The organism is Pseudomonas sp. B6002 (genome assembly GCF_013385985.1).
In the GTDB taxonomy this organism is placed as follows: Bacteria; Pseudomonadota; Gammaproteobacteria; order Pseudomonadales; family Pseudomonadaceae; genus Aquipseudomonas.
Window position 1 is genome coordinate 547,126 of the sequence record NZ_JACAOY010000006.1, and the last position, 26,009, is coordinate 573,134.

The 26,009-nt window shown below is 63.1% G+C and carries 26 protein-coding genes; 9 read left to right on the top strand and 17 right to left on the bottom strand.

The window, feature by feature from the left end:
* Nucleotides 1–62: 62 nt before the first annotated feature.
* The 9 genes from proX to HX792_RS09760 all read right to left on the bottom strand — a co-directional run bounded on the left by proX (nt 63) and on the right by HX792_RS09760 (nt 8,903).
* Nucleotides 63–1,088 (bottom strand): glycine betaine/L-proline ABC transporter substrate-binding protein ProX, encoded by a 1,026-nt coding sequence (gene proX / locus HX792_RS09720; protein WP_176995867.1) that lies wholly within the window; start codon nt 1,086–1,088, stop codon nt 63–65.
* A 69-nt stretch (nt 1,089–1,157) separates the two neighbouring features.
* A complete protein-coding gene (locus HX792_RS09725; protein ID WP_176995868.1) occupies nt 1,158–2,054 on the bottom strand; it encodes a proline/glycine betaine ABC transporter permease in 897 nt (298 codons plus the stop codon).
* Nucleotides 2,047–3,243 (bottom strand): glycine betaine/L-proline ABC transporter ATP-binding protein, encoded by a 1,197-nt coding sequence (locus HX792_RS09730; RefSeq protein WP_176995869.1) that lies wholly within the window; start codon nt 3,241–3,243, stop codon nt 2,047–2,049. The genes HX792_RS09725 and HX792_RS09730 overlap by 8 nt, the downstream gene beginning before the upstream one ends.
* Before the next feature lie 175 nt (nt 3,244–3,418).
* Nucleotides 3,419–3,814 (bottom strand): carboxymuconolactone decarboxylase family protein, encoded by a 396-nt coding sequence (locus HX792_RS09735; protein ID WP_176995870.1) that lies wholly within the window; start codon nt 3,812–3,814, stop codon nt 3,419–3,421.
* Nucleotides 3,807–4,619: an alpha/beta fold hydrolase gene (locus HX792_RS09740; RefSeq protein WP_176995871.1), complete on the bottom strand. Its 813-nt coding sequence runs from the start codon at nt 4,617–4,619 to the stop codon at nt 3,807–3,809. The genes HX792_RS09735 and HX792_RS09740 overlap by 8 nt, the downstream gene beginning before the upstream one ends.
* Before the next feature lie 3 nt (nt 4,620–4,622).
* Entirely contained in the window at nt 4,623–5,699 is a 1,077-nt protein-coding gene (locus HX792_RS09745; RefSeq protein WP_176995872.1) for an LLM class flavin-dependent oxidoreductase, read from the bottom strand.
* Between the two features lie 18 nt (nt 5,700–5,717).
* Entirely contained in the window at nt 5,718–7,229 is a 1,512-nt protein-coding gene (locus HX792_RS09750; protein ID WP_176995873.1) for an aldehyde dehydrogenase, read from the bottom strand.
* Nucleotides 7,230–7,251: 22 nt separating this feature from the next.
* Nucleotides 7,252–8,190 carry a flavin reductase family protein gene (locus HX792_RS09755; RefSeq protein WP_176995874.1) on the bottom strand — a complete coding sequence of 313 codons (939 nt, stop codon included), beginning with the start codon at nt 8,188–8,190 and terminating at the stop codon, nt 7,252–7,254.
* Between the two features lie 113 nt (nt 8,191–8,303).
* Nucleotides 8,304–8,903 carry an amino acid synthesis family protein gene (locus HX792_RS09760; RefSeq protein ID WP_176995875.1) on the bottom strand — a complete coding sequence of 200 codons (600 nt, stop codon included), beginning with the start codon at nt 8,901–8,903 and terminating at the stop codon, nt 8,304–8,306.
* Between the two features lie 188 nt (nt 8,904–9,091).
* On the opposite strand from HX792_RS09760, the gene HX792_RS09765 reads away from it, so the two are divergent.
* Nucleotides 9,092–10,852 (top strand): helix-turn-helix domain-containing protein, encoded by a 1,761-nt coding sequence (locus tag HX792_RS09765; protein ID WP_176995876.1) that lies wholly within the window; start codon nt 9,092–9,094, stop codon nt 10,850–10,852.
* On the opposite strand, the gene ggt is transcribed toward HX792_RS09765, so the two are convergent.
* Both ggt and HX792_RS09775 read right to left on the bottom strand, forming a co-directional pair.
* Nucleotides 10,849–12,510: a gamma-glutamyltransferase gene (gene ggt / locus HX792_RS09770; RefSeq protein ID WP_176995877.1), complete on the bottom strand. Its 1,662-nt coding sequence runs from the start codon at nt 12,508–12,510 to the stop codon at nt 10,849–10,851. The two genes, HX792_RS09765 and ggt, sit on opposite strands and share 4 nt — an antisense overlap.
* A 60-nt stretch (nt 12,511–12,570) precedes the next feature.
* On the bottom strand, nt 12,571–13,473 hold the full coding sequence (locus HX792_RS09775) for an NmrA family NAD(P)-binding protein (protein ID WP_176995878.1): 903 nt from the start codon (nt 13,471–13,473) through the stop codon (nt 12,571–12,573).
* A gap of 109 nt (nt 13,474–13,582) precedes the next feature.
* Between HX792_RS09775 and HX792_RS09780 the strand changes: the two genes are divergently transcribed.
* Complete coding sequence (locus HX792_RS09780; RefSeq protein WP_176995879.1) at nt 13,583–14,533, top strand: LysR family transcriptional regulator; 951 nt, start codon at nt 13,583–13,585, stop codon at nt 14,531–14,533.
* Entirely contained in the window at nt 14,530–15,321 is a 792-nt protein-coding gene (locus HX792_RS09785) for a helix-turn-helix domain-containing protein (protein ID WP_176995880.1), read from the top strand. Before HX792_RS09780 ends, HX792_RS09785 begins: the two co-directional genes overlap by 4 nt.
* A gap of 4 nt (nt 15,322–15,325) precedes the next feature.
* Here the strand turns inward: HX792_RS09785 and HX792_RS09790 are convergent, their stop codons facing one another.
* Nucleotides 15,326–15,970 (bottom strand): aspartate/glutamate racemase family protein, encoded by a 645-nt coding sequence (locus HX792_RS09790; protein ID WP_176995881.1) that lies wholly within the window; start codon nt 15,968–15,970, stop codon nt 15,326–15,328.
* Nucleotides 15,971–15,984: 14 nt separating this feature from the next.
* Nucleotides 15,985–17,337, bottom strand: coding sequence for a PBS lyase (locus tag HX792_RS09795; protein ID WP_176995882.1), 1,353 nt, complete (start codon nt 17,335–17,337; stop codon nt 15,985–15,987).
* 122 nt (nt 17,338–17,459) lie between these two features.
* Here HX792_RS09795 and HX792_RS09800 point away from each other — a divergent pair, with 122 nt between their 5' ends.
* Entirely contained in the window at nt 17,460–17,915 is a 456-nt protein-coding gene (locus HX792_RS09800; RefSeq protein ID WP_176995883.1) for an HIT family protein, read from the top strand.
* Nucleotides 17,912–18,340 (top strand): VOC family protein, encoded by a 429-nt coding sequence (locus HX792_RS09805; RefSeq protein ID WP_176995884.1) that lies wholly within the window; start codon nt 17,912–17,914, stop codon nt 18,338–18,340. The genes HX792_RS09800 and HX792_RS09805 overlap by 4 nt, the downstream gene beginning before the upstream one ends.
* 22 nt (nt 18,341–18,362) lie before the next feature.
* On the opposite strand, the gene HX792_RS09810 is transcribed toward HX792_RS09805, so the two are convergent.
* Together HX792_RS09810 and HX792_RS09815 are read right to left on the bottom strand one after the other, a co-directional pair.
* Nucleotides 18,363–19,457, bottom strand: a complete 1,095-nt coding sequence (locus HX792_RS09810; protein ID WP_176995885.1) for an FAD-binding oxidoreductase — start codon at nt 19,455–19,457, stop codon at nt 18,363–18,365.
* 14 nt (nt 19,458–19,471) lie between these two features.
* Nucleotides 19,472–20,032 carry a cysteine hydrolase family protein gene (locus tag HX792_RS09815; RefSeq protein WP_176995886.1) on the bottom strand — a complete coding sequence of 187 codons (561 nt, stop codon included), beginning with the start codon at nt 20,030–20,032 and terminating at the stop codon, nt 19,472–19,474.
* A gap of 128 nt (nt 20,033–20,160) precedes the next feature.
* On the opposite strand from HX792_RS09815, the gene HX792_RS09820 reads away from it, so the two are divergent.
* Complete coding sequence (locus HX792_RS09820) at nt 20,161–21,555, top strand: hypothetical protein (RefSeq protein WP_176995887.1); 1,395 nt, start codon at nt 20,161–20,163, stop codon at nt 21,553–21,555.
* Between the two features lie 11 nt (nt 21,556–21,566).
* Entirely contained in the window at nt 21,567–22,073 is a 507-nt protein-coding gene (locus HX792_RS09825; RefSeq protein ID WP_176995888.1) for a GNAT family N-acetyltransferase, read from the top strand.
* Between the two features lie 6 nt (nt 22,074–22,079).
* Here the strand turns inward: HX792_RS09825 and HX792_RS09830 are convergent, their stop codons facing one another.
* Together HX792_RS09830 and HX792_RS09835 are read right to left on the bottom strand one after the other, a co-directional pair.
* Complete coding sequence (locus HX792_RS09830) at nt 22,080–23,381, bottom strand: FAD-binding oxidoreductase (RefSeq protein ID WP_176995889.1); 1,302 nt, start codon at nt 23,379–23,381, stop codon at nt 22,080–22,082.
* Nucleotides 23,382–23,725: 344 nt separating this feature from the next.
* Nucleotides 23,726–24,358 carry a TetR family transcriptional regulator gene (locus HX792_RS09835; RefSeq protein WP_176995890.1) on the bottom strand — a complete coding sequence of 211 codons (633 nt, stop codon included), beginning with the start codon at nt 24,356–24,358 and terminating at the stop codon, nt 23,726–23,728.
* Nucleotides 24,359–24,469: 111 nt separating this feature from the next.
* On the opposite strand from HX792_RS09835, the gene HX792_RS09840 reads away from it, so the two are divergent.
* Both HX792_RS09840 and HX792_RS09845 read left to right on the top strand, forming a co-directional pair.
* A complete protein-coding gene (locus HX792_RS09840) occupies nt 24,470–25,126 on the top strand; it encodes an O-methyltransferase (RefSeq protein ID WP_176995891.1) in 657 nt (218 codons plus the stop codon).
* A 15-nt stretch (nt 25,127–25,141) separates the two neighbouring features.
* Complete coding sequence (locus HX792_RS09845) at nt 25,142–26,008, top strand: SDR family oxidoreductase (RefSeq protein ID WP_176995892.1); 867 nt, start codon at nt 25,142–25,144, stop codon at nt 26,006–26,008.
* Nucleotide 26,009 lies beyond the last annotated feature (1 nt).

Sequence of the window (26,009 nt, forward strand, 5' to 3'; positions counted from 1 at the left end):
TACCGAGGTGATGCCATCGCGGGCAAGCCCGGCTCCCACAGGAGAACGGGTTACATGCCGGGTTATTTGGCGGCTTTGGCCGTGGCGACCCAGCCGTCGAAGGTGGCTTTGTTTTCACTCATCCAGTCATCCGCCAGCTTGCGAATGTTGCGTTCGCTGGAGCCGTCCTGGCTGATGGTTTTTTCCCAGTAGCTCCAGGTCGACTGCGGGAACGTCATCTGTTCCACCAGCGCTTTCACCGCCGGGTTGGCCGCGATGAATTGCTTGTTGCCGATGGCGTACCAGTTCCACGCGGCCATTGCCATGCGGCACGGGTCGGCGCCGCCTGCACACCCTTCCACGCCGGGGGTGAGGGCGCTGGTGGTGCTCGGCACGTTGCCGGGCAATGCATCAAACGGCGTCGGCAGCCACACCACGTCCTTGCCGGGGACCATGGTGTTGGTCATCCACGACGGCGCCCAGGCATAGAAAAACACCGGCTCGCCGCGCTTGAGGCGCGCGACGTTTTCGAACATCAGCGCTTCGTACTTTCCGCGCACCGGGTTCACTGTGGCCTTGAGGCCGAACTTGTCGAGCTGGTAATCCACCACATCGCCGCAGCCCCAACCCGGGTCGCAGCTGATCAGGTCAGCCTTGCCGTTCTTGCCGAACAGCGCGGCGATCTTCGGGTCTTTCAACTGCTCAAGGCTGGTGATGTGGTACGCGTCGGCGGTTTTCTTGTCGATCATGTAGCCGTTGTAGCCGGCGCCGGTGATGGAGCCGCCACCGACCACTTCAGTACGGTCCTTGACTTTGTCGAAGCTGGGTTGCAGCTGCGGCAGGGTCACGTCCATCGACAGGTCCAGGTCGCCCTGGGCGGCGGCCGGGAAGAACAGCGTGGTATTGACGGTACTCAGCTTGCTCCCATAGCCGAGGCGCTTGGCGGCCTCGATGGCGATCTTGGTGATGACGTAGTTGCCACCGGTACTTTCCGACTGCACGAAGCGGATGGTCTTGCCGTTGCCGGGCAGGTCTTCGGCCATGACCGAAGTGCTCCCCAGGTACAACACGGCTGCAAATCCAAGCAAGGCGTTGAATGGACGCATCATGATTTCCTCTTTGTTTTTCTCGTTATGGTTAAGGGATGGCAGTCAAAAAACGACGTTCATGATTTCTTGTTATGCGCTGACCGCCCGCAGGGTGAACAGCCGCTTGAACAGCGATTTGCGCTTGCCCGGCGTGGGCTGCGCGAGGTTCTGGGTGATGCGGTCGAGCATCATCGCCAGCAGCACAATGGCGATCCCGCCGACCGCCGCGCGGCCCACGTCCATGCGTCCCAGGCCTTGCAGCACCACCAGGCCGAGGCCTTCGGCACCGATCATGGCGACGACGACGGACATCACCATGGCGGTGAGCACCGTCTGGTTGAGGCCACCGAGGATGGTCGGCACGGCCAGGGGCAACTGGATCTCCCAGAGCAACTGCTTGCGGTCGGCACCGAACGCCAGGCCGGCTTCCACCAGTTCGGTTTCGACCATGCGGATGCCCAGGTAGGTAAAACGGATCAGCGGCGGGCACGCCGAAATCACCACCGCCACTTCACCCGACACGGTGCCCACGCCAAACAGCATCACCACCGGCACCAGGTACACGAAGGTCGGCGTGGTTTGCATGATGTCGAGGATCGGCCGCATCACCGCCCACACCCGCTCACTGCGCGCGCACCAGATTCCCACCGGGATACCCACCACCATGCAGATCACAATCGCGGTGGTGATCAACGACAGGGTGGTCATGGCTTCGTCCCACACGCCCAAGGCGGCGATCACCACCAGCGCGGCGGCACTGAAAATGGCCACGCCCAGGGTGGCGGCGCGGTAGGCGATGAGGAACATCAGCACCACCATCACCGGGAACGGAATGGCGTGGATCAGCGTGTCGCTGAAGCCCAGCAAGTGTTCCACCGGCCAGCGGATGGCCTGGAAGATCGGGCGCAGGTGGATGCCGATCCACTCCACGCCGCCGCTGATCCATTGGTCCACGGGAAAAACAGCGAGGTCTTCTGACTTAAGCATGATGTGCAACCTCCGAAACGGCAGGGCGAGGGGGCGGGACGCTGGCGATGCAATCGAGGATATGGGCGCTGTTCAAGGTGCCGACAAACAGCCCGTCGGCATCGGCGACCGCCACCGGGTGGCCCGGTTTGAGCAGGCGCGCCACTTCCACCAACTTGGCGCTGGCCGGCACGCTGACGAACTGCGGCGACAGGCGCTGCAAGGTATCACCGCCTGCGCCTACCGCCAGCAACGCGCCGGCATCCAGAACGCCTACGGCTTTGCCGGCCGCATTGAGTACAAAGGCATGGGCGCTGTCATTGCCGACCACGCGGGTGTCGCCCTGTACCAGCAGGGTGCTGGCCGGCTGCATGATCGAGCGCGCATCGAACAGTCGCGAGCGGTCCACTTCCCGGGTGAACCCGGCCACATAATCGCTGCCCGGGTCGGCGACGATTTCCTGGGGCGTGCCTTCGCGCACCACTTGGCCATCGGCCATGATCGCGATGCGCGTACCCAGCTTCAGGGCTTCCTGGAAGTCGTGGGTGATGAACAGGATGGTTTTCTTCAACGTGCGCTGCAGGCGCAGCAACTCGTCCTGCATCTCGGTGCGGATCAGCGGGTCGAGGGCGCTGAAGGCCTCGTCCATGATCAACACGTCGGCGTCGGTGGTCAGCGCCCGGGCCAACCCTACGCGCTGGCGCATGCCGCCCGACAGCTCGTGAGGGTGGTGGTCGGCCCACTTGGCCAAGCCAACCACCCCAAGCACTTCCAGGGCACGCTTGCGCCGTTCGGCAAGGGGCACGCCGCGCAGCTTGAGGCCGAACTCGGTGTTCTCGATCACGGTCTTGTTCGGCAGCAGGGCGAAGTGCTGGAACACCATGGAAATCCGCGTGCGGCGCACGTCGCGCAGCTCGTTTTCGTTGAGGGTGACCAGGTCCCGGCCGTCCAGCAGGATCTTGCCCGCCGTCGGCTCATTGAGGCGGTTGATGCACCGCGCCAGGGTGGATTTGCCCGAGCCGGACAAGCCCATGATCATGTAGATCGCGCCGCTGGGGATCGACAGCGACACGTTGTTGAGGCCGACCACCGTGGCGGTCTCCGCCAGGATCCGGTCTTTGCTGGCGCCAGCGGTCAAGAGCTGCATGGCTCGGTCGGGCGCCGAAGAGAACACCTTATACAGGTTCTCGATCTTTAGTCGTTCGCTCACCAATTGCCTCCAATTGTTGTTTTGCTATCTGCGGAAATTTCATCAAGAGAAATTTTTGGGCTACTGGCAGTCAAAGGTCCGTCGGTGGTGCAGTCGCAAGGGGCAACGCAAAAATTTCTTGTTGTTCGACAAAGCAGTTACAGCATGAGCGTGGGGCGGGTGCAAGGGGTGGGCGTCAGCCGGTAGGCGATTCCATCGGGGCCATGCCTTCCCGGGCCTTGCGCGCCACGCGGAAGGCTTCGACGCCCGCCGGAATGCCGCAATACACCGCGATTTGCACCAGGGCTGCGCGCAATTGCTCATCGGTCAAACCGTTGCGCAGGGCGCCGCAAAAGTGCACGCCAAACTCCTCCATGCGCCCCAGCGCCGCGAGCATGCCCAGGTTGAGCAGGCTGCGTTGCTTGAGGTCCAGGGCGTCGTCGGTCCAGACCATGCCCCAGCAATATTCATTCAACACGTCCTGGAACGGCCGCGAGAATTCGTCGGCCCGGCCCAGGGCCTGGTCGACGTAGGCGTCCCCCAGCACTTGGCGGCGTACGCGTTCGCCACCGGCCTGCAATGACTTATCCATGGTGGGTCTCCGAATCGGTTAAAAAGTCGCGCATCAGCGCCGCCACTTGCTGCGGTGCCTCTATCAGGATGCAGTGGCGCAGCCCCGGCAGAATCCGCAGGGTCGAACCCTGGATTTGCTCGTGCATGTACGTCGCCATGCGCGGGTTGGAGCCGAGGTCATCGGCGCCGGTGGCAATGAGTGTCGGGCAGCGGATCAGCCCCAGTTGCTCGCCGAAATCCGATTCGGCGAGCACCCGGTACGCCGCGGCGTAACACCCCGGGTCATTGGCGGCATTCAATTGCCGCAAGCGCAGCACGGCATCCGGGTTCTGTGCCTGGAACGCCTCGGTCAACCAACGCGCCAACGAGGCTTCGTAATGCGCCACAGGCTCGCCGGCTTGCAGCGCGACCAGGCGCGCTTTAACCCGCTCACGTTCTTCGGCATTGCGCCCGGCCACGGTCGACAACAGCACCAGCCGGCGTACCCGCTCAGGATGGGTCAGCACCAGCCGCTGGGCGATCAGGCCCCCCAGCGAAAACCCCGCCAGGTCGAATCGCCCAAAACCCACGTGTTCGGCCAGCGCCAGGGTTTCACCCACCAGATGGTCGATTTCATAACGCCCTGGCGTGCGCGACGACTGCCCATGGCCGCGCAGGTCGAAGGTCAGTACCGTGAAGTCGTCCTTCAAGCCCTGCACCACCTCGGCCCAGGCGTCCAGGCTGGAACCCACACCGTGGATGCACACCAGCGGCCGAGGCCCGTGCCCATCGAGTCGGTAGTTGAGCGTGACATTCGCCACGCTGAGTTGTTGTGCGTCGCCCATGGCTTACCCCGCCACCGTTTCGCGACGTTTGGCGCGTTCGCGCTCGGCGAACACCGGCATCACCTCGTCGATGAACAGGCGCAGGGTTTGCTTCTGCAATTCGAACGGCAGGTTGAAGGTCAGGCCCAGGCAATATTGATCGACGCCGGCCGCTTCATAGTCGAGCAGCTTGGCGATGATTTCGTCCGGGGTGCCGAACATCAGGTTGCGGCGGATGTTGTCCGGGTTGTAGTTCTCTTTACCGCGCACCGCCTCAAACGGCACCGGCTCGGGGAAACCGTTGTGCACAGTGCCGACGTTCTGCATCAGGTTCTCGAACGCACGGCCAAAGTCCATGCTGTGTTGCACCGGCACTTGCCAGTCTTCCGGGTTGGCGTAGACGCAGGTGCGCCGTTGCATCATGAAGCGCGGGCGCGGCACGTGGGGGTTGTCGGCCACGGCCTTGTTGAATTTCTCGCCGAGCACGGCGATTTCCGCCGCGGGCAAGGAGAGCGGGGTGGACAGAATGTTCGCGCCGATGCCCACCGCCCAGTCGAAGGTGCCCGGGTCACGTGCGGCCACCCAGATGCGCGGGTGGTCCTTTTGCAAGGGTTTGGGCACCGCAGCGGTCAGCGGGAATTTCCAGTAATGACCGTCGTGGGCGTAGTCACCGGCCCAGAGTTTCTGCACCGCCGGCACCAGTTCCTTCATGTAGCCGACGCCTTCCTGCTGTTGCAGGCCGGGGGTCATGCGGTCGAATTCGTACTGGTAGGAACCCCGGGCGATGCCGAACTCCAGGCGGCCTTTGGTCAAGTGATCGCACAGCGCCGCTTCACCGGCCAGGCGGATCGGGTGCCAATAAGCGGCCGCGATGGTCGCGGTGCCCAGGCGGATGCGCTCGGTGTGCTGGCCGAGCCAGGTCAGGGTCTGGAACGGGTTGGGTGCGATGGTGCATTCCAGGGTGTGGTGCTCGGACGTCCACAGGGTTTCAAAGCCGCCTTCGTCGGCGATCTTCGCCAGCTCCAGCAGGTTGGCCATGACGGTCTGCATCGGCACGTCCGGGGAGAAACGTTCCATGCTCAGGGATACGGCAAATTTCATGTGTGGCTCCTTGAATAATCAGCGCAGGCGAATCACGAACGGGTCCTGCATCTCGCCGGAGTAGTCGATGATCACGTTCTTGGCGCGGGAGAACTCGCGCATCACATCAAAGCCGCCGCGTCGCCCGTAGCCGCTCTGTTTGAAGCCGCCGTTGGCCGACATGTAGGCCGAACTGCGGTAGGTGTTGATCCACACCGTGCCGGCGTCGATGCGGTTGGCAAAGCGCAGGGCGCGGTCGATGTTCTGGGTCCAGATGCCCGAGGCCAGGCCGTAGGCGGTGTCGTTGGCCAGGCTGATCATCTGTTCTTCGGAACTGAACGGCATCACGCCCACCACCGGCCCGAACAGCTCGTCGCGCATGAACGGCATGTCGTTGCGGGCGTTGGCCATCACCGTCGGTTCGAAGTACCAGCCTTCGCTCAGATGCGCCGCGCTCGGGCGTTTACCACCGATGGCGGCCTGGGCGCCTTGCTGCAGGCCGCTGGCGATATAGCCTTCGATTTTTTGCAGTTGGGCCTGCAGTGCAAGCGGGCCAATGTCGGTGTTCGCTTCCATGGGGTGGCCCACGGTGATTTTTTGCGTGCGCGCCACCAGCGCTTCCACAAACTGGTCGTAGATCGAGGCTTCGACAAAACAACGCGAGCCGGCCACGCAGCTTTGCCCGGCGGCGGCGAAAATCCCCGAGACCACGCCGTTGACGGCTTTCTCGATGTCGACGTCGGCGAACACCACGTGGGGTGATTTGCCGCCCAACTCCATCTGGCACGGCACCAGGTTGTTCGCCGCGTTGCCGGCAATGCGGCGGCCGGTGTCGGTGCTGCCGGTAAACACGTACTTGGCGATGTCCGGGTGGCGGGTCAAGGCATCGCCGGTGATCGCGCCGTTGCCGGTGACCACGTTGACCACGCCGGCCGGGAAGCCCGCCAGGATGATCAATTCGGCCAGGGCCAGGGTGGAGGCGCTGGCGTGTTCCGACGGTTTGATCACCACGGTATTGCCGATCGCCAGGCACGGCGCCAGGGTGCCGGTGAGCAGCATCAGTGGCGAGTTCCACGGGGTGATCATGCCGACCACGCCCAGGGGCTCGCGGCTGCTGTAATTGAGCTGGTTGAGCTTGTTCACCGGGATCACTTCGCCTTGCAGCTTGTCGGCCATGCCGGCGAAGTAGGTGTAGGCGTCGGGCAGGGCGCTCATTTGCGCGCTCATCTCGCGCAGCAGCTTGCCGTTGTCGCGGGTTTCCAGCAGGGCCAGTTCCTCGGCGTGTTCGGCCACCAGTTGCGCCAGGCGATAGAGCAGCTTGCCCCGTGCGGTGGGCGTGATGTCGCGCCACTGCGGGTCGTGGAAGGCGCGCTTGGCCGATGCCACCGCGCGGGCGACATCGCTGGCGTCGCCCTGGGCGAACTGGTACCAGGCCTGGCCGGTGGTGGGGTCGAAGCTGTCGACATAGGTGCCGCTGGCCGGTTCGACGAAGCGGCCGTCGATAAACAGGTTGAGACGATTGCCCTCAAGGGCGCTGACCGTGGTTTTCATGCAAGTGTCCTGTGTGTGCGGATCAAAGCGGGGCGTTTTCGAGCATCGCGATGCGCCCGCTGGCGGCGGAGCCGGTGTAGATACCGAATTGCTGGTTCTCGCGTTCGCGGGCATAACGACGCACCACCGAGCGCAGTTCGTTGACCGGCATCAGGTCGATGGGCAGGTCGTCCAGCGGGAAGAAGCGCAGGGTGTCGGGCAGTTCGGCCTCCAACGCGCCAAGTTGGGCGCGATAGATCAGGAAGCCCGGGTCGGTGTCATCCACGTCGAACACCGAATACAAAAAGGTCGATTCCAGCTCCACCGGCAGGGCGCTGCTGCCGGCGTCGATAAAGCCCTTGCGCTTGCCCGCCACGGGCAGGGTCCAGCCGCCCTTGCCGTCAGCGCGGAACAGAATCGCGCCGTCGGTTTCGATCAGGTAGCCGATGATCATCTTGTGCGAGTCCAGCCAGCTGGCTGGCAGCGGGTCCTGGATATTCGCGTAACGCCCACGGCAGAAGCACAGGGGCAACTTGGGGCTGGTGCCGAAGGCGCGCACCTGGCCGATCAGCACCAGGTGGTCGCCGGCGTCGATGCGCTGGTGCACGCTGCAGTCGAACCAGGTCAGGCTGTCGGTGAGGATGGGCGCACCGGTGTGCACGGTGTCGTGGTTGACGGTGTGGAACTTGTCCGGCGACTTGGAGGCGAAGGTGCCGGAGACATCCACTTGCCCTTCATGCAGCAGGTTGACGGCAAAGTGCTCACTGGCTGCAAACGCGCCGTGGCTGGCAGCGGATTTCCCGACGCACACCAGCAACAGCGGCGGGTCGAGGGAAACCGAGGTGAACGAATTGGCGGTCATGCCCCGAGGGTTACCGTCGGCGTCATGGGTGGTGATCACGGTCACGCCGGTTACAAAGGTGCCGAAGGCCTGGCGCAAGGCGCCTGGGTCGACGGCTGCAACGTTGTCGGTACTCGGCATCGGAGTGCTCCTGTTGTTGGGGTGTCAAGCAAGCCTACGGGCGGTTTCAACCCCAGGCTTGCGACGATCACGGGTAATACCCTGGAAAGTTTTGCGCGGTTTCAGCGCAGGGCTCAGTCCTTGGGCTGCTCGGCTTCCATCTCCGCCATGTCCTGATAACGGTCGGCAATGCGTGGGTGGGCGCGAGAACCGTCCGAGGCACCAATGGCGATCAGCACTTCATCCGGCCCCGGGGCATCGGCCACCTGGAAGTTGGCGGTGAGGAAGTGCGAGCGCTTGCCGGTTTCGCTCTTGTGCACCATTGGCAAGGCGAGCAGGGCGCCCGGGGCGTTGCGGGTGTTGGTGAAGCTCAGGTAGGCGGTGCCTTCCACGGCTTCGCGGAACAGGTTGCCAAAGCGCAGGGTGTGGATCAGGCCCGAGGCGTGCTCGATCTCACCGTTGACGCCCACGGCGGCGGCCTTGCCAAAGGCTTCGACTTTGCCTCCCGGCATCAGCGCAATCAGGCGGCGGGTCATTTCGTGGCCCAGGCCGGGGGTCAGGCGCAGGATCTCGGGGCGCAGGTTTTCGACGAAGCCCTGGCCGGCCCAGGGGTTTTTCAAGATGGCGGCCACCACGATCAGCGTGATGGGTTTGCCGGCGTCCTTGCCCCCTTCGATAAAGGTTTCTTCGATGAAGGTGCAGTATTTCCTGACGCCCAGATTGTCCAGATTCATGATGAGGTGTCGCCCTTGTGGCTGTTGGTTTGACCCAAGGCTATGGGCAAAGGCAAAACCCGTCTTCCGTCGTTTCGGCGCATAAAAGCAGTGGACATTGCTACGAAGTGGAGCAAGTATCAGGCGGGCCGGGCAGGCACCTTGGCTGCCATGTTCCACCCGTTCAGGTGAGCGCCTTGAATCGAGAAATGCAGATACTGTCGCTGCGCGACGTGGCCAGCCAGATCAACTCCGGCGGCGACTTGCAGTCGATGCTGCACCAGTTGGTGTACGCCAGCTGCCGCCATACCCACTGGACCATGAGTTCGATCATGGCCATCGACATGGAGGCGGGGTTCGGCCATGTGATCGCCCGTCACGACCCCACCCTGGTGCAGCGCCCGCTGGTGGACAGTTGGGAGCTGTCCTCCAGCCCGGTGATGACCGCGTTGCAGCGCAACGAACCGGTGTTTATCCGCGACGTGCGTGATTGCGAGTACCCGGGCTATCGCCGCGAATCGGTGGAGCGCGACTACCGCACGGTGATGGTGATGCCGATGAACTGCACCGACTTTGACGGTCGGCCCATGGTGCTCAGCGTGATTTCCCGCACCTTGATGGACGTGTCCGAAGAGGACCGGGTGTTCCTCGGCATGATCATCCACCTGGGCGCCATCGCCGTGGAACGCCAGCGTCAGCTGGAAGCCGAGCGCCGCGCCGCCGAACGCATGCAGCAGGCGCTGCATGTGCACACCTCGATGCTGGAGCACGTGCTGGGTGGTGGTTCGGTGGGGTCGCTGTCGCTGATGGTCGGCAACCAATTGCCCAACCCGGTGATCGCGGTGGACTTCACCGCCAACCAGGTGGTGGCGGGGCGCTCACCGGACACCGCGCTGTTCGACGACAGCAGTTGGCAGGCGGCTGCGGCCGGCGTGCTCAGTGTGCAGATCACCAAGACCGCCCAGGACAGCCTGCGCAGTGCCCTGCGGAACACCGTCAACCTGTTTCTCGACGACGGCCAGCGCCAGTTCACCCTGCGGGCGCAGATCGAACCGCTGATGGTCGACCATGAGCTGGTGGGTGCGCTGGTGTTGTTCCCGGTGGCGGCGCCGGTCAATGAACTGGATTTGCTGATGCTCGAAAGCGCCAAGTTCGCCCTCAGCGTGCAGATGATGCGCAGCTTTATCCGCTTCCGTTTCGAGACCCGCACCCAGACCGAACTGCTGTTCGAAGTGCTCGAAGGCCGCTGGCGCGATGCCGACGACATCCAGCAACGTGCCCAGCGCCTGGGTATCCAGTTCAACCAGGCGCAGCAGATGATCATCATCGACTACGGCGCCAAGGCCCGTGAAGCCAAGAACCTGCACCACAACGTCGCGCGCATCCTGGCTCGCGCGTCGATCCCGGCCACGGTCATCAGTGTCGATAACGGCCTGGTGTGCCTGGTGCCCGCCGAAGGCGAAAAGGGCCGCGAGCGCCGAACCAAGGTCAAGCGCCAGATCGCCGAAGACCTGGCCCACTACCTGGGCGGCGAGCCGCTCCTGCTGGCCAGCGGCGTCTGCCACGCCCTCACCGATTACCCCGGCGCCTGGGAACGGTGCCGTCGCCTGATCGACATCGCCCGCTCGTTTGGCCGCAGCGGGCCGATCTCTGACCAGGACTTCGGGCCCATCCCGATCTTCGTGGCTGCGGTGGGCGGCGAAGACATCCGCACCTTCGTCAACGAGAGCGTCGGCGCCATGCTGGAGCACGACCGCAAGCACCAGACGCCGTACCTGGAAACCCTCACCGCCTACTTGCGCGAAAGCTGCCGCAGCCAGGCCTGCGCCGACGCGATGGGCGTGCACGTGACCACGCTGCGTTACCGCCTGGCGCGTATCCAGGAGTTGTTCGGTATTGATGTGGAGACGCCGGAGCGCCGGTTTGCCACGGAGCTGGCGATCCATTTGCAGCGGGTGATCGACAGTTAAGGCCGTACCACCAACCCCACACCACGGCCCCTTGGGTCCGAAGCAGTCTGCACGGTGCGGCCGTTGACCTGGATCGCCTGGATATCGCCCATCAACCAGCCCTGGTCCTTGAGCGCGTAGCCCATGCGCTGCAGTTGCTGGGCAACCTCGCCGGTCAGCGGCGCATACGCGTCATAGAAGAGCGTGTCCTTGGGCAGCAATTGGTGATGCACGCGCTGCGCGGCCACGGCTTTGTCCAGCGGCAGGTGGAAATCGTAGACGTTATTCAGCACCTGGAAGATCGAGGTGAAGATGCGCGAACCGCCTGGCGTGCCCAGCACCAGGCTGACCTTGCCGTCACGGGTAACGATGCTCGGGCTCATGGAGGAGAGCATGCGCTTGCCCGGGGCGATGGCGTTGGCATCGTTGCCGACCACGCCGAAGGCATTGGCGACGCCTGGTTTGGCGCTGAAGTCGTCCATCTCGTCATTGAGCAGGAAGCCCGCACCCTTGACCACCACGCCACTGCCGAAGTCCCAGTTCAGGGTGTAGGTGTTGCTGACGGCGTTGCCCTCGGCATCGATGATCGAGAAGTGCGTGGTCTGGTGGGACTCAAGGCCGGGGCGCACCTGCTCGGTGGGCGAGAGGGCGTCCGGGTTGATCTGGGCCGCGCGCTGCGCGATGTAGGCAGGGTCAGTCAGGCGCTGTGCGGGCACCTCGGAAAAGTCCGGGTCGCCGAGGTAGTCGGCGCGGTCGGCAAACACGCGCTTTTCGATCTCTGCCAGCAGGTGCAGGTAACGCGCAGAGTTGAGTGGCACGCCTGCAAAATCCGCTTTGCGCTGTTCCTTCATGCCCAACAATTGGGCCAAAGCGATGCCGCCGGAACTGGGCAAGGGGGCGGTGTACAGGCGATTGCCTTGCCAGTCGATGTGCATGGGCTCGCGCCACACGGCGCGGTAGTCCGCCAGGTCTTGATGGGTGATCAGCCCACCGTCACGCTGCATCTGTGCCACCAACAGGTCGGCGGTCTGGCCTCTGTAAAACTCATCTGGGCCGTTGGCGGCGATGCGTTGCAGGGTTTTGGCCAGCTCCGGCTGACGAAAGGTGGCCCCCGGTTTCATCGCGCCGAAATAGTCGCCAAAGTTGGTTTTGCCGTTGAACAGGGCAATCGCGTTCTGACGGTACTGGAACTGTTGGCCGGCCACCTTGAAGCCCTGGTTGGCGTAGCCGATGGCCGGTTTCACCAGTTCGCGCCAGGGCAGCTTGCCGAAGCGTCGATGGGCTTCCCACAACCCCATCACCGTGCCGGGCACACCGGCGGCGCGGGTGCCGATCAGGCTGAGGTTTTCGATGACTTCGCCGTTGGCGTCCAGGTACAGGGTCTTGGTCGCGGCCTTGGGGGCCGTTTCCCGGTAGTCGAGGAAGTAGGGCTTGCCGTGCATGTAGAGGGTCATGAAACCGCCCCCGCCGATGTTGCCGGCCTCGGGGTAGGTGACGGCCAGGGTAAAGGCGGTGGCAATCGCTGCGTCCACCGCATTGCCTCCGGCCTTGAGCACCTGGGCGGCGACCTGTGCGCCATATTCGTCGGGCGCCGCGACGGCGCCTCCTTCCAGTGGCGCGGCCAGGGCGTGGTTGAGTGTGAGGGCCAGGGTAAAGGTGGTTGAGGCAAGAAAGCGCATGGCGGGGTCCATTTTCTTATTGTTGGAAAAGCCGGCTCCCGCACCCGGGAGCCCGGGCGGTCAAGCGAACAGGTGTCTGTTGGCGAGCAGGTAGTCATGCAAAGTCGTGGTGGCACGGCCGGTCAGTTGCTGCACGGTGTCGGTCACCGGCACGTCCTTGTAGGCCTCGACTTCGTGACGGTAATAGGTCATGACCGGTTCGAAATAGTCGCCGAGGATTTCGCGCAAGGTGCTGTCACTGTCGACGTAGGTCACGGTCTCGCCGATCACTTCGCTGAGCAATGCGCTGATTTGGCGGTAGTCGAGGCGCTCGGTGCCGGTGATCAGGTAGTCCTGGCCCACGTGCTCTGCGGCAGGGTCGGCGATGATGCGCGCAGCGACAGCGGCGATGTCCAGTTCCGACAGGTGCAGGCGTGGTGCATCGCTCACGGACGGCATGATGAACTGGCGTTTGGTTTTTACGTCGTTGGCCACGAACCACGGCAGGTTGAACATGATCCAGCACGCCGCGTTGATGTAGGTCACCGGCAAGCGGCTGGCGTCGAGCAATGGCTTGGCCAGGGTATGCAGGTTGGCGCCGCAGCGGGTCGCGAGAAACTCCGGCGCCAGGTCTTGCGCGGTGAGCCCGGGCGGAATCGCGATAAAGCGAATCACCTGGGACGTGCCGCCCGCGCGCTTGATGGCGTTAATGATGTTGGGGGTGACTTGCAGTTCATCGGTGACAAAATCCGGGGTCACGATAAACACCTTGTCGGTGCCTTCGACGGCTTTTAGCAGGCTGGCCGGGTCATACCAGTCGGCCTGCACGGCCTGCGCCGCGGGGAAGGCTGCTTGCAGTTTGGCCACGCCTGCGGGGCGGCTGCTGGCCAGGCGCAGGCGCACGTCAGGGAAGTGGTCGGTGAGTGCGCGTGCCGTCGCGGTGCCCAGGTTGCCTGTGGCGCCGAGTATCAATACGTGGGTCATGTGCTGGCCTTTGCTCCGTGAGCGTTCTTCGAGGCGGGCCAATCTATCAGCAGTGTTTACTCATGATTAGACGGTATGATGGGAATGGACCTATAACCCAGAGGTATCAATGGTGCTCGACGGCGTGAATGACCTGATAGCCTTCCTGACCGTCGCCCGCGAGCGCAGCTTTACCAAAGCGGCTGCGCAAATGGGCGTGTCGCAGCCGGCGCTCAGCCGTACCTTGCGCAAGCTGGAGGCGCGCCTGGGCGTGCAATTGCTCACGCGCAGCACCCGCAGTGTGGCGCCCACCGATGCGGGCGAACGCTTGCTCGAAAGCCTCGGTCCGCATTTCGATGGTATCGAAGCGGGCCTGGCCGAGCTGTCGGAACTGAGTGGCAAACCGGCCGGCAGCCTGCGTATTACCTCGCTGGAGCATGCTTCTGCCACACTGCTGACGCCCGCGGTGTGTGGGTTGATGCAGGACTACCCGCAGATCAGCGTGGAAATCAGCGACGACTACGCCATGGTGGACATCGTTGCCGAGCGCTTCGACGCCGGTGTTCGTTGGGGGGAATCAGTGGCCAAGGACATGATCAGCGTGCGTATCGGCCCGGACTTTCCTATGGCCGTGGTGGGCTCGCCGGCCTACTTCGAGCGCCGTCCCAAGCCCCTGACGCCCCATGACCTGGTGGCGCATACCGGGATCAACTTGCGCTTGCCGACCTCGGGTGGGTTGTGGAGTTGGCCGTTCAGGAAAGGCAAACGTGAACTCAAGGTACGCCCCGAAGGGCAGGTGGTGGGCAACAGCGTGGCGCTGATCCTGGATTTCGCCCTGGGCGGTATCGGCCTGGCGCATCTGCCTGAGGACGTCGTCGCCGAATCCGTCGCCGAGGGCAAGCTGGTGCGGGTGTTGGAGGACTGGTGCACGACGGTCACCGGCTATCACTTGTATTATCCCAGCCGCCGACAGCTGAAGCCGGCCTTTCGTTTGCTGCTCGAGCGCTTGCGTGACCAAGCTGCGCAAACAGGGATGGCCCATACTGAGCGCGTCAACGCTGCCCGGAAGCCTCGCCCATGAACTCGCCAGCCGAACACCTGATCCTCGCGCCGTTTACCGATGAGTTGCCCGCACCGATCTACTTCCGTGCGGCACGCATGCCCGCGTTGGCGGCGTACCCGTGGCATCGCCATCCGTGGGGTGAGTTCGTGTATTCGTTCAGTGGCGTCATGGAGCTCAAGCTCGACGGCGTGCATTTCATCGCGCCGCCGCAATATGGCGTGTGGCTGCCACCGAACGTGGAGCACAACGCGATGAATCATCAGGAGGCCTGCCACTGCTCACTCTACATCGCGCCGGCCTTGTGCGGGCGCCTGCCCCAGGAGGCCTGCGCGCTGACCATCACCCCACTGATCCGCGAATTGCTCGAAGAGCTGCACGCGGCACCGCCCGGGCCGGTGCAGACGGACGAGGAGGGCCGGTTGTTGACGGTGTTGCTCGACCGTTTGAACCGTACCTCGCGGGTGGGCAGCTACCTGCCAGGGTCCACCGACCCGGTGCTGGCGCCGATTCTCGAGGCCCTGGAGCAGAACCCTGCGGACGGTCGTTCGCTGGCGCAATGGGCGCAGCTGGTCAATGCCACCGAGCGCACGCTGTTGCGGCGTTGCCAGCGGGATTTGGGCATGTCGTTGGCGCAGTGGAAGCAGCGGTTGAAGGTCACGGCGTCGCTGGTCAGGCTCAAGGCGGGCGACTCGGTAGAGACGGTGGCTTTCGATCTGGGCTACAGCAGCTCATCGGCGTTCATCAGTATGTTCCGCAAGCTCACCGGGGAAACGCCGGATGAGTATCGGCGTAAGCGGTTGAGCTGAAGGCTCAACCTTCGATCGCTTTTAAAGCCGCCTTCAGACCGGTCATTGCGCTCGTCAGTGGCGGCGGGCCTGCGACGACACGGCTTGCGGCTTCACCCATTGACGCCTGCCCCAGCGCAACGACTGACGCCCCATCAACGTAGGCGCGGTCGGCCGCTTTTGCGATAGCCGACAGGTAACCTTCGTTATCACCCGCTTTGAACAATGCCCATGCCCCGGGGACGAGCCTTACGTCGATAGCCGCATTCGTTTGCAGTGCTGCTGTGTGGAACACATTTGAGGTGGGTTCAAGGGTCGTGCTAACGGCGCATAGCACCACGACTTTTCCCGCTGTTTGAACCGCAGCGGTTGCCAAGGCCTCGTCCGTGCGCAAAATCGGCACTCGTACGCTTGTGGGTACGTCATCAACGGCAGGGCCCAGCGTCGAGCAGGTCAGCAGCACGACGTCAGCGTTTTCAGAGAGCACCACCAGCGCAGCAACGGTTGACCGGCTGATGCCCTCGGTCAAGCCGCCGGCCAATTCGGCGGCGGTTAACAAGTCGGCACGTACTTCGTGGCGCAGGCTATCGGGCGCAACGCCCAGCGCTTCGGCGGCTGCGGCAAAGACGGCGATGTTACTGGTGGCGGTATGCAGACACGCTATGCGCATAGGAACGGGACCCTTCAGGTAATACGGGCGAGGTGGTCACGGTTGATCAGGCCGTCCTTGGCCAAGGTATGTAGCGTGTTCACCAGCGCGCCGCGCTCGGCCTTGGAGGTGACCGGGTCGACTACTGCGTACTGGCGGTTAATCCACTCATTCACTTGGCGTAGCCAATAGGCCTGAACCACCGGTTCTGATTCCATTCGCTTGAGCAGGTAGGCCGCTTGCTGCCAGGTCGGGAACAGCTGAAGGATTGCTTCGCGCCGAGGCGTCGGCAAGGGGTGCCAGTCACTATCAAGTAGTGCGCTCAACTCGACGCTGATGCTGGCCCAAGGGCACGTGTTGAGTTGAGCAATCGACAGGTTGAATACCTTGGACGAAGGATCTTCAAGCGCCGCAAACAGGGCGGACAGCGAGCTACCGCGCAGCAGGCGGATAGCGGCTTGTCGTACCGTGGCGTAGGGAGAGCCTAGCGCGTTCGTGCGCCAACTCTCGGGCATCTCGGCATCCAGCTCAAAGGCCAGCCCCATCAGGCCCAGCCAGTCGCGCTTTGTGTCCGGCATTTGTTCAGACAAACGTAGATTCAACACCTCAAGGGCGTCGATACCGTGGCGAGGAGCTGCCCAACGCGCGAGGCTGCGAATCGCAGGGGAGGCGTCCAGCAGCGCACGACGCAGTAACGGTTGCGGGTCGGCAAGCACAGGCAGCAACGCGTTCAGCACACAGACACGAACTTTGGCACCCGGTCGGGACAGCGCCTCCAACAACAGCGGCGACGCTATTTCAGCGGGTAACGTCTTGCAGGCAGATACGGCCTGCAATCGAACCGTCAATTCCCTATGGGCGAGAGCGGCCCTCAAGAGCGTCTCGGGTTCAGCGGTTTTCTCAAGAAGCAGCGCAAACAGATAACGCGCTGCCTTGCCCTGCCGCGAAAGAAAATGTGCGTAGACCTGAGCGTAGACATCAGGTGATTGCAGGACCCGACGAATTGCGCTGAGGGACGGGCCGTGATCAACCCGTTGGCGAGCGGCCAAGGCCATGATCGGTTCCAGCACGTACAGCAGAGCGGTGACCTGTGCCGAACACAGGTAGCGTTCCAGCCCGGCTGCGGCAAGGTCCCTGATCTGTGGAACCCAATCATTCAGTCGCTCAGTCAATGCCGCCAACGCTTGGGGAGAAGATTGAGTGCACAGCTCCCGTACTGCGACCTCTCGAATAAAGCCGTTGTGATGGCGGCTGAGTTCTACCCAATTCCCCATTTTCTCGGCGTTCGCGAGCACCTCCGATGCTTCGTTAAGCCGCTGACTTGCCCAGAAAGATGAAGGCGCTTCGCGGTTCTTGAGCCTTGTCAGCCAGTCCTGAGGAGTACTCACGCTCAATCCTTTGTCGGTGGAGTGTGTCGATACTTTACCTGATGATCGAATCGGCTACACGGGGCCTCTCGGGCTCAAATAGGGATAGTATGGCGTCGATACTTTTACCCTTAAGGACGACCATGCCCCTGATCACGGAACGTGTAGCACTGGCCCGCAACGGCGCCAACGATAAAGTCATCTGCCGCATGGACTCCGGCTGGGCGGTGATGGGGGATGTGCAGTTCCTGCCGGGTTACTGCCTGCTGCTGCCAGACCCGGTGGTGGCCAGCCTGAATGACCTGGATCCTGAAGCCCGTGCCGTCTACCTGCTCGACATGGCCCGCCTGGGCGACGCGGTGCTGCAAGCCACCGGCGCGCTGCGCATGAACTACGAGATTTTGGGCAATTCCGAACCGGAGTTGCACTGCCACCTCTTCCCTCGTTACGCCGATGAGCCGGATGACAAACGCAAGATGCCCGTGTGGTTCTACGACTGGAAAACCGCCACGCCCTACGCAGAAGAACAGCACGGTGAGTTGCGCGAGAAGATCGCGCAGTTGTTGAATATAACGGGGTCAGAGGGAGCCGACGCGTGATGCAAAGGAATAAATTGGTACCCGAATTGATGGTGACGAACTTGGGTAAAAGCCTGGACTTCTGGGTGTCTTGCCTGGGTTTTACGGTGGCTTACCAGCGACTGGAAGATTGCTTTGCCTACCTCGACCTGGACGGTGCTCAGGTGATGCTCGAACAGGTCGACCCCCTCGCCAATCAATGGCAGACCGGTGAGTTGCAACGCCCATTCGGGCGCGGTTTCAACCTGCAGATTGATGTGACGACGGTAGAACCGGTGCTTCAACGCTTGGCGCAGGCAGCGTATCCGCTGTTCAAAGCGTGCGCAGATGTCTGGTACCGCGCGGGTGAGGTAGAGGTCGGGCAGCGCGAGTTTTTGGTGCAGGACCCGGATGGGTACCTGGTGCGGTTGGTGGAGCGGCTGGGTGAACGGCCGGCATCCACCTAGCACGCCACGCGATTCTTGCTTTTCACCTTGCTTCACTGGCGCCAGGCGCTGGCTTGAATCGACCGGGGCGGCAGGGCTCAAGAAGGCTGGACGGTGTGCCGTCGACGATCTCTTCGCAGGCCAGGCGCCCGACGGCGGCGGCCAACGTCACACCGGGGTGCATGGCACACACGTATACGCCGCCGACGGTTGGCAAGTAGCCGATGACCGGCAGGCCATCCACCGCGACCGGCCGAAGCCCCACGCAGGCCGTTTGCAGGTCCAGCGGGCCGATACCGTCGAACGCCTTGTGGATCACCTCGCCGAGCTGCTGAGCGAGCACAGACGGCGCGTCCTGCAGCGCATCGCCCAAGTAGTCCTGCGCCGCCCACACCGCACCGTCCGGCGTTTGTCGCACCTCCATCTCCGTGTTGGAAACCAGCGTACGCACCACGCCAGGATGTGCCGTGTAGCGAATGAAGATAGAAGGGGAAGCCTCGACCGGAAGTGGCATGCCGAGCAGGCCTGTCAGCGTTTTGAGGCCGGTGCCAGCGGCGATGACGACGACATCGGCCTCCAGCCTGCCCGTCGTGGTGTCCACGGCCACTACCTGACCGTGCCGGGTTGTGAAACCGAGCACTTGCGCGTGCGTGCGCACCTCAGCCCCCTGGGCCTTGGCGCCTGCGATCAGTGTATGGGTCGCTTGCGCGGGGTCGAGCGCGCCTTCTTCGGCTTTGTACAACGCCTGTTCAGGGGGATTTTTCAGGTGCGGCTCAAGCTCAAGAACACGTGAGCGTGCCACGCGAAAGGCGAGAGACTGGTGGCTTGAAGCGGGCAGCGCCTCGTCCGTGTCCGCGCCATAACACAGGGAACCGGCCCACTGTATCTTGAGGTCAGGCAGTTGTGCTTCGAGCCGGTGAAACTCACTGATGGCTGTGCTGCGCAACGCCGCGATCGGGTCCGGCGCGCGACGTGTGGTGTTGATCCAGCCGAACGAGGTGCCCGTCACACCGGACGCGATGTCTTGCGCTTCGACGACGGTGACTTTCGCGCCTTTCACCGCGAGGTGATACGCCAGGGAAGCGCCGACGATGCCGGCACCGATCACGACAATGTGTTTGCCTTCGGGGTGAGTCATCAGAGCGTCCTTGTTCAATGAGCGCCGAGGATTTCAGGGGTCCCGATGACCCTGGCGTAATCCATCGCCAGGTTGCTCAGCGACAGCGCATGCACATCTTCCGCAGGCCACACCCGCCCAGACAAGTCAGTTTGATCAAACGTATAGCAAGCATCCGCCGCCACCGTCACCTCAAAGCCCAGGTTGCCGCCTGAACGTGCCGTCGACTCCACCGAGTTGTTGGTGATGACGCCCACGATCACCAACTTCTGGATCGAGCGCGTGCGCAACCAGCGCTCCAGGCCGGTGGCGGCGAAGGCGTCCGGGACGTTTTTTTCAACGACGTGCTCGTGGGCGAGGGGCTGCAGCGCCGGCTGGAATTCGCAGCCGGGCTGGCCGGGCCAGAACACCGAGCCTGGGGTGCGCGAGATATGGCGAATGTGCACGATCGGGCGCTGGGCCTGCCGCCAAGCAGCCAGCAAGGCCTGCATGTGTTGTTCGGCGTCGGGGTTATTGCGGCGACCGAGGCCAGGACGGTTCATGCCTTGTTGCATGTCGATGATCAGCAATGCGGTGTTTGCGTCTAACGGTGCCATGGCCTGTCCTTGTGCGTGCGAGCTGCAAAACATATCAGCCATTGCGGGAGCCTACACAGTGATTTGTTCGAAACCCTCGCCCGTTTGCCTTTACACTGCGGCCCCGAATTTCAGCAAGGATGCTTTGGATGCGCGCGTTACTGCTCGGTATGTGGGTGTTGATGGCCGGTACCGCCCAGGTGTTGGCCGAACCCCGTTCGTTTTCGGTCATTGACCCCAGCGGTCACTACTTGGTTGAAGTGTTGTTTGCGGAGCTACCGCCAGAGCGCGAACAACTGGCACCGGCACTCATCACCGTGCGCGACAAAGCCAGCCTGGACTTCTTGCAGCAATTGCAGACCCCGGCCGGCAGGGTGCCGCTGGATCGCAACGGCAAAACCGAGGATTGGCACTTAGTCGGCGAGTACGGCCTGTTGTACTTCGGCGACTTCAACTTCGACGGTCGCCAGGACGTCGCCATCAACAACGGCAGGGGCCCGGATGGCGAGTTGCAGCCCAATTACGATGTTTACCTGCAAGATCCTTCGGCACCGCACTGGGTACTCAATCGCCCGTTGACCGACCTCGCCAATGAAACCAGCGGCGGGATGTTCACAGTCAATCCCAAGGACGGCATTATCCATTCGCAAACCGACCGTGGCTGTTGCTGGACGCGCTCCAGCCAATGGCAGATGCGCGACGGCCAGTTGCTCCGGCTCGGTTTCTACACCCAGGAAGAGGTCCCGCCCACCGAGTTCGGTGAAAATTCCAGCATGCCGCGCGGCTACATGCTGCGAACCACCGGGGAGTGGAAAGACGGCCAATGGCAAGAAACCCCACGGCTCGAAGGCCCGGTCAACGAAGATGCGCGCAGGCTGGTCGGCACGCTGGATGGCAAGATCCCCGTCGAACTCTGGTATCAGGACCAGGGCGCGGTGGTGATCGGGCAATTGCGCTACACGAAGAGTGGCAACGGCCAGTCGATCCTGTTGATTGGTTCGCGTGAAGACTATGCCGATGAACCCTTCCTGAACCTGCACGAATACACCGATGAAGGGCGTCAGACCGGCATCTGGCGGATCTCCAAGGATTACGGCGGTACCTGGGTCAGCGGCCCCAAGGGAGACGCGCGGGAGTTGGCGATTCAGTTGCACGACGAGTATCAGGAGCCGGAGTACGACAAGTTCGACGAGGTCGCGCGTGACCAACGCAACGGCCATTACCAGATGCGCCAGGACTTCCTCGACCGTGACGGCGACCTCGACATCACTGTCCTGCCCGAGCGCAACGCCGAAGGCCGGGAAGTGGCTCAGATTACGCTGACGCTGAAAGACGCCGGCACGCAAAACGTCATCGTCACCACGCAGTACACCCAGGCGATGGAAACCGAAAACCTGATCATCGTGCCCGAACCTTTGGCGCCCCAGCGTAACGGCCCTTATCACATTCAACTGGTGAAAAATTTCGCGGTGATCGAGCACAACTCGGCGCCGGACAACCCGGCTTATTTCACCGGGATGTACCGCAAACAGCCTGCGCAGTAGAGGAGGACTTCATGCTTGCACACATTCGACCGGCCCAACTCGATGACGCGCCTTTCCTGCCGGACGTGGAACACTCTGCTGCCCAAGTATTCCGCGAGATCGAAGGCCTGGCATGGCTGGCAGACACCGTCACCTTGAGCCTGGAGCGTCACCAACAGCTGATCGCATTATCGACATGCTGGGTGGTCGTCGATGCACAGGGCGCGCCGCAAGGTTTCCTGAGTGCAGAACGCCAGGGTGAAGCGTTGCATATCGTTGAAGTGTCGGTCGCCCAGGCGGTGCAAGGTCAAGGATGGGGGCGCAAGCTGGTTGAAGTCGCGATGGAGCATGCGCGATCAAACGCGCTGGACGCGGTGACGCTGACGACATTCAAGCACGTGCCGTGGAACGCGCCGTTTTACCGCCGTCTGGGGTTTGAGCCGACAGCCGATCCGCACCTGGCAGAGATGCTGACGGCCGAATATGCCCACGGTTTTGAGCAGGGCAGCCGCTGCGCCATGGTATGGCGGCTGCCCTGATGCCTGTCAGCGCAGCTTTTCAAGCATCTGGTAGTACCACATCCCCGCCGCCAACATAGGGTTGCCGAACACATCCCCCAGCGGCACCTTGATGTGCTTGCACCCGGCAAAGGTGTCGAACTTGGCCAGGGTGCCGGTCAAGGCCTCGGCCATGATTTCACCCATGATATGGCTGGTGGCGATGCCATGCCCCGAGTAGCCCTGGCAGTACCAGACGTTGTCCGACAGCTTGCCCAATTGCGGGATGCGGTTCATCACGATGCCCATGGCGCAGCTCCACTGGAACTCGATGTCCACGCCTTTGAGGGCCGGGAAGGTGCGCTCGATGCACGGCCGCAGTTCGGCGGCGATGTCCCGTGAGTCGCGCCCCGAATAGTTGGCGCCACCGCCGAAGAGCAATCGCCCGTCGCCGGTGAGCCGGTAGTAGTCGAGTACGAAGCGACAATCGTAGACCGCGAGGTCATAGGGGTTGAGGGTGCGTGCCAGCGCGCCCAACGGCGCGGTGGTGACGATGCCGCCCATGGCCGGAAAGATCTTGCCCTTGAGTTGGCCGGGTTCGAGCTTGTGATAGACGTCGCCGGCCAGCAGCACCTGGCGCGCATCGATACGACCTTGGGCGGTAATCACGGCAGGGCGATCGCCGTGCACGATCTGCAGTACCTCGGAATTCTCGAAAATCAACGCCCCCAGGCTGTGGGCCGCACGGGCTTCGCCCAGGCACAGGTTGAGCGGGTGCAGGTGCAGGTTGCGGGTGTTTTTCAGCGCGCCCAGGTACAGCTCGCTGTCCAGGTGTTCGCGCACGCCGGCCCGGTCGAGCAGGCTGACGTGGTCGCCCATGCCTCGCCGCTGGGCTTCGTCATGAAACGCGCGCAGTTCGTGCAGGTGCGAGGGCTTCATGGCGGCGTGCAGGTGGCCGTGCTTGAGGTCGCAGGCAATCGCATATTTGTTCACGCGTTGCTCGATGATTTGATGGCCGCGCCAGCGCAGGTGCCAGATGAAATCGTCCACTTCATCGCCGAGGCGTCTGCGCATCTGTTGACGCATGGCCTCGTCGCCCGACAGGCTGCCGGTGACTTGCCCGCCGTTGCGCCCGCTGGCGCCCCAGCCGATGCGATGGGTTTCGACAATCGCGACCTTGAGCCCGCGCTCGGCCAATTCGACGGCGCTGGCCACGCCAGTGAAACCACCGCCGATGATCACCACGTCGACACTGACCTGGCCTTGCAAGGTCGGATACTGGATGGGGTCATTGAGGCTGGCGGTGTAATAGGAAGCGCTGCGCTCGGCACTACGTAGGGCTGCGGTCATGGGGTGATCCTTCTGATAAATGAATGCCGCTGGGGCCGGTTCGACTTGATCAGAGAGGGGCGTCGGGCGGACGTGCATGGCGGCAATGCCACAGCGCCCAGAAGGCCAGGATGATATGGAACAACGGGTTTTCGCAGGGACGCGCCTGCGCCTTCGGCAGCGAAGCGGGCAGGTGGCAACGGAGGAGGCGCAAGAGCGAAATCATGGTCGCCGATGCTCCCAAAGCGCGCAGGCACGTTCAATCAGGGTTTGTGAACCTTCAGGTATGGGTTTGTTAAACAATCCCCGTGACCCAACTGAAATCCGTGACCGCATCTGGCATGTAGTTGGCCTCCAGGCGCGCTTTATTGTGTGTTGAGCGCAGTCAGGTAGGCGCTGAACATGTCGGCCATGCCGCCGGCGTAAACCGCAATGGCTTCGGGTGTGCGCGGGGTCGAGGAGAAGTCCTTGCCCGCGCAACTGAGGGTCGACTGGATCAAATCGTGGGCCAGATGGCGGGTCGCGTCTGATGCGTCGGGGAGCAGCTCCAGCATGAAATCGCGGAATATCTGACGTCCCGCCTCGCGAACTTCCAACGCTTCGGGGGCGTTGCGATACAGCGGCGCCGCGTCGTCCAGTGCGCCGCGCATCAGCGCTTCCTCGCACTCCGAATGAATGAAGGCCTGTACCAGGGTGCGCAAGCGCTGCAACGGCGCGACCTGCCGGTCTTCCAGAATCTGGCGCAGCATGCGGGTGGTCTGCTGCCACTCATCGCTCTGCAAGCGGAACAGAATCGCGGCCTTGTTGGGGAAATACTGATACACCGACCCCACACTCACACCGGCCTTCTCGGCGACCCGCGCCGTGGTGAAACGGGTGGCACCTTCCTTGGCCAAAACCTGAATAGCCGCCTCCAGGATCGCCGCCACCAACTCGGTGGAACGGGCCTGCTGCGGCTGTTTGCGCGAGGAAATACGCGCGGTTTGGCGGGTGGTCATGGGCGGCTCCAAGGCGTGGGGGAACGCGAATAGCGAATGCGACGAATCACTCGCATACTTTTAATGCGACGAATTAGTCGCATCTTAGTCCAGACCTCACGGAAATCAATGATGAATACCCTGACGACTGCGCCACTGGCGCCCCTGATTGAACGTCTCTACGCCCAGGCAGAGGCCGCCACCAGCCCGGACCTGGCCAACGTGCCCGATGCGGAACGCAACCGCCTGATGCACAGCAAAACCGAATACCTGGCGCTTTACACCTTGCTCAAGGACTTGTGGCTGCCGGTCTCGCGGGACACCGGCACGCTGCTCTACATGCTTGCGCGCAGTACCCAGGTGCGGGCCATTGTGGAGTTCGGTACCTCGTTCGGCTTGTCTACGCTGTTCCTGGCCGCCGCCCTGCGTGACAACGGTGGCGGCGTATTGATCGGCAGCGAATTCGAGCCGTCGAAGATCGCCTTGGCGCGTGAGCATTTCACCGAAGGCGGTGTGAGCGACCTGATCGAAATCCGCGAAGGCGATGCGCTGGTGACCCTGGCCTCCGGCCTGCCGCCGTCGGTGGACTTGCTGCTGCTCGACGGCGCCAAGGCGCTGTACGGCGACGTGCTTGGCCTGGTGGAAAAACACCTGCGCCCGGGCGCCCTGGTGGTGGCCGACAACACCAACTATTGCCCGGAATACCTGGCGCACGTGCGCTCGCCGCACAACGGTTACCTGTCGGTGCCGTTTGCCGATGACATCGAGCTGTCCATTCGTTTGGGTTAATTGAGGAGTCACCCTATGCACGTATTTGTCACAGGTGCCACCGGCTGGGTCGGTTCCGAAGTGGTCAAGGACCTGATCGGGGCCGGCCATCTGGTTTCCGGACTGGCCCGCAGCGATGACAAGGCCAAAACCCTTGCGGCAACCGGCGCGAAGGTACTGCGCGCGTCCCTGGATGACCTGGATGCAATTCGCCGCGCGGCCTGGACCGCGGACGCGGTGATCCATACCGCGTTCAATCATGACTTTTCGCGGTTTGTCGAAAACTGCGAGCAGGACCGCCGGGTGATCGAGGCCCTGGACAGTGTCTTGAGAGGTTCGGACACGCCGCTGCTGGTCACCTCGGGGTTGTCCGGGCTGACCCGTGGCGCCACCGAGTCGGACCTGCCCAACGGTGCGTCGCCGCGCAAATCCGAATTCGCCGCCAGGGCCTTGGCCGAGCGCGGTGTGCGCGCCGCCACCGTGCGCTTGGCGCCGTCGGTGCATGGGCTGGGCGACCATGGTTTTTTGCCGATCCTGATTCGCCTGGCGCGGGAGACGGGCGTGTCGGCCTATCTCGATGAGGGGCTCAACTGCTGGTCTGGCGTGTATCGCACCGATGCGGCGCGGGTCTATCGCCTGGCGCTGGAGGAGGGCGTGATCCAGGCCGCGTATCACGCGGTGGCGGACGAGGCGGTGCCGTTCAAAGCCATTGCCGAGGTCATCGGGCGTCGCCTGGGCGTGCCGGTGGCGTCGCGGCCGCGTGAACATTTTGGCTGGTTTGCCAACATGGCCGGCGCCGAGATGGCGGTGTCCAGCACGCAGACCCGGGATCGCCTGGGGTGGGCGCCGACAGGTCCGGACCTGCTGAGCGACTTGGATCAAGCGGGCTATTTCAGTCTCTGAC

What these genes read in the sequence shown, in the direction of transcription:
- HX792_RS09755 (WP_176995874.1), bottom strand. Translation starts at nt 8,190, where the DNA reads ATGCCGAGTACCGACAACGTTGCAGCCGTCGACCCAGGCGCCTTGCGC.
- HX792_RS09745 (WP_176995872.1), bottom strand. Translation starts at nt 5,699, where the DNA reads ATGAAATTTGCCGTATCCCTGAGCATGGAACGTTTCTCCCCGGACGTG.
- HX792_RS09825 (WP_176995888.1), top strand. Translation starts at nt 21,567, where the DNA reads ATGCTTGCACACATTCGACCGGCCCAACTCGATGACGCGCCTTTCCTG.
- HX792_RS09820 (WP_176995887.1), top strand. Translation starts at nt 20,161, where the DNA reads ATGCGCGCGTTACTGCTCGGTATGTGGGTGTTGATGGCCGGTACCGCC.
- HX792_RS09765 (WP_176995876.1), top strand. Translation starts at nt 9,092, where the DNA reads ATGCAGATACTGTCGCTGCGCGACGTGGCCAGCCAGATCAACTCCGGC.
- HX792_RS09725 (WP_176995868.1), bottom strand. Translation starts at nt 2,054, where the DNA reads ATGCTTAAGTCAGAAGACCTCGCTGTTTTTCCCGTGGACCAATGGATC.
- HX792_RS09735 (WP_176995870.1), bottom strand. Translation starts at nt 3,814, where the DNA reads ATGGATAAGTCATTGCAGGCCGGTGGCGAACGCGTACGCCGCCAAGTG.
- HX792_RS09740 (WP_176995871.1), bottom strand. Translation starts at nt 4,619, where the DNA reads ATGGGCGACGCACAACAACTCAGCGTGGCGAATGTCACGCTCAACTAC.
- HX792_RS09760 (WP_176995875.1), bottom strand. Translation starts at nt 8,903, where the DNA reads ATGAATCTGGACAATCTGGGCGTCAGGAAATACTGCACCTTCATCGAA.
- HX792_RS09785 (WP_176995880.1), top strand. Translation starts at nt 14,530, where the DNA reads ATGAACTCGCCAGCCGAACACCTGATCCTCGCGCCGTTTACCGATGAG.
- HX792_RS09775 (WP_176995878.1), bottom strand. Translation starts at nt 13,473, where the DNA reads ATGACCCACGTATTGATACTCGGCGCCACAGGCAACCTGGGCACCGCG.
- ggt (WP_176995877.1), bottom strand. Translation starts at nt 12,510, where the DNA reads ATGCGCTTTCTTGCCTCAACCACCTTTACCCTGGCCCTCACACTCAAC.
- proX (WP_176995867.1), bottom strand. Translation starts at nt 1,088, where the DNA reads ATGATGCGTCCATTCAACGCCTTGCTTGGATTTGCAGCCGTGTTGTAC.
- HX792_RS09800 (WP_176995883.1), top strand. Translation starts at nt 17,460, where the DNA reads ATGCCCCTGATCACGGAACGTGTAGCACTGGCCCGCAACGGCGCCAAC.
- HX792_RS09780 (WP_176995879.1), top strand. Translation starts at nt 13,583, where the DNA reads ATGGTGCTCGACGGCGTGAATGACCTGATAGCCTTCCTGACCGTCGCC.
- HX792_RS09790 (WP_176995881.1), bottom strand. Translation starts at nt 15,970, where the DNA reads ATGCGCATAGCGTGTCTGCATACCGCCACCAGTAACATCGCCGTCTTT.
- HX792_RS09845 (WP_176995892.1), top strand. Translation starts at nt 25,142, where the DNA reads ATGCACGTATTTGTCACAGGTGCCACCGGCTGGGTCGGTTCCGAAGTG.
- HX792_RS09750 (WP_176995873.1), bottom strand. Translation starts at nt 7,229, where the DNA reads ATGAAAACCACGGTCAGCGCCCTTGAGGGCAATCGTCTCAACCTGTTT.
- HX792_RS09830 (WP_176995889.1), bottom strand. Translation starts at nt 23,381, where the DNA reads ATGACCGCAGCCCTACGTAGTGCCGAGCGCAGCGCTTCCTATTACACC.
- HX792_RS09835 (WP_176995890.1), bottom strand. Translation starts at nt 24,358, where the DNA reads ATGACCACCCGCCAAACCGCGCGTATTTCCTCGCGCAAACAGCCGCAG.
- HX792_RS09840 (WP_176995891.1), top strand. Translation starts at nt 24,470, where the DNA reads ATGAATACCCTGACGACTGCGCCACTGGCGCCCCTGATTGAACGTCTC.
- HX792_RS09815 (WP_176995886.1), bottom strand. Translation starts at nt 20,032, where the DNA reads ATGGCACCGTTAGACGCAAACACCGCATTGCTGATCATCGACATGCAA.
- HX792_RS09810 (WP_176995885.1), bottom strand. Translation starts at nt 19,457, where the DNA reads ATGACTCACCCCGAAGGCAAACACATTGTCGTGATCGGTGCCGGCATC.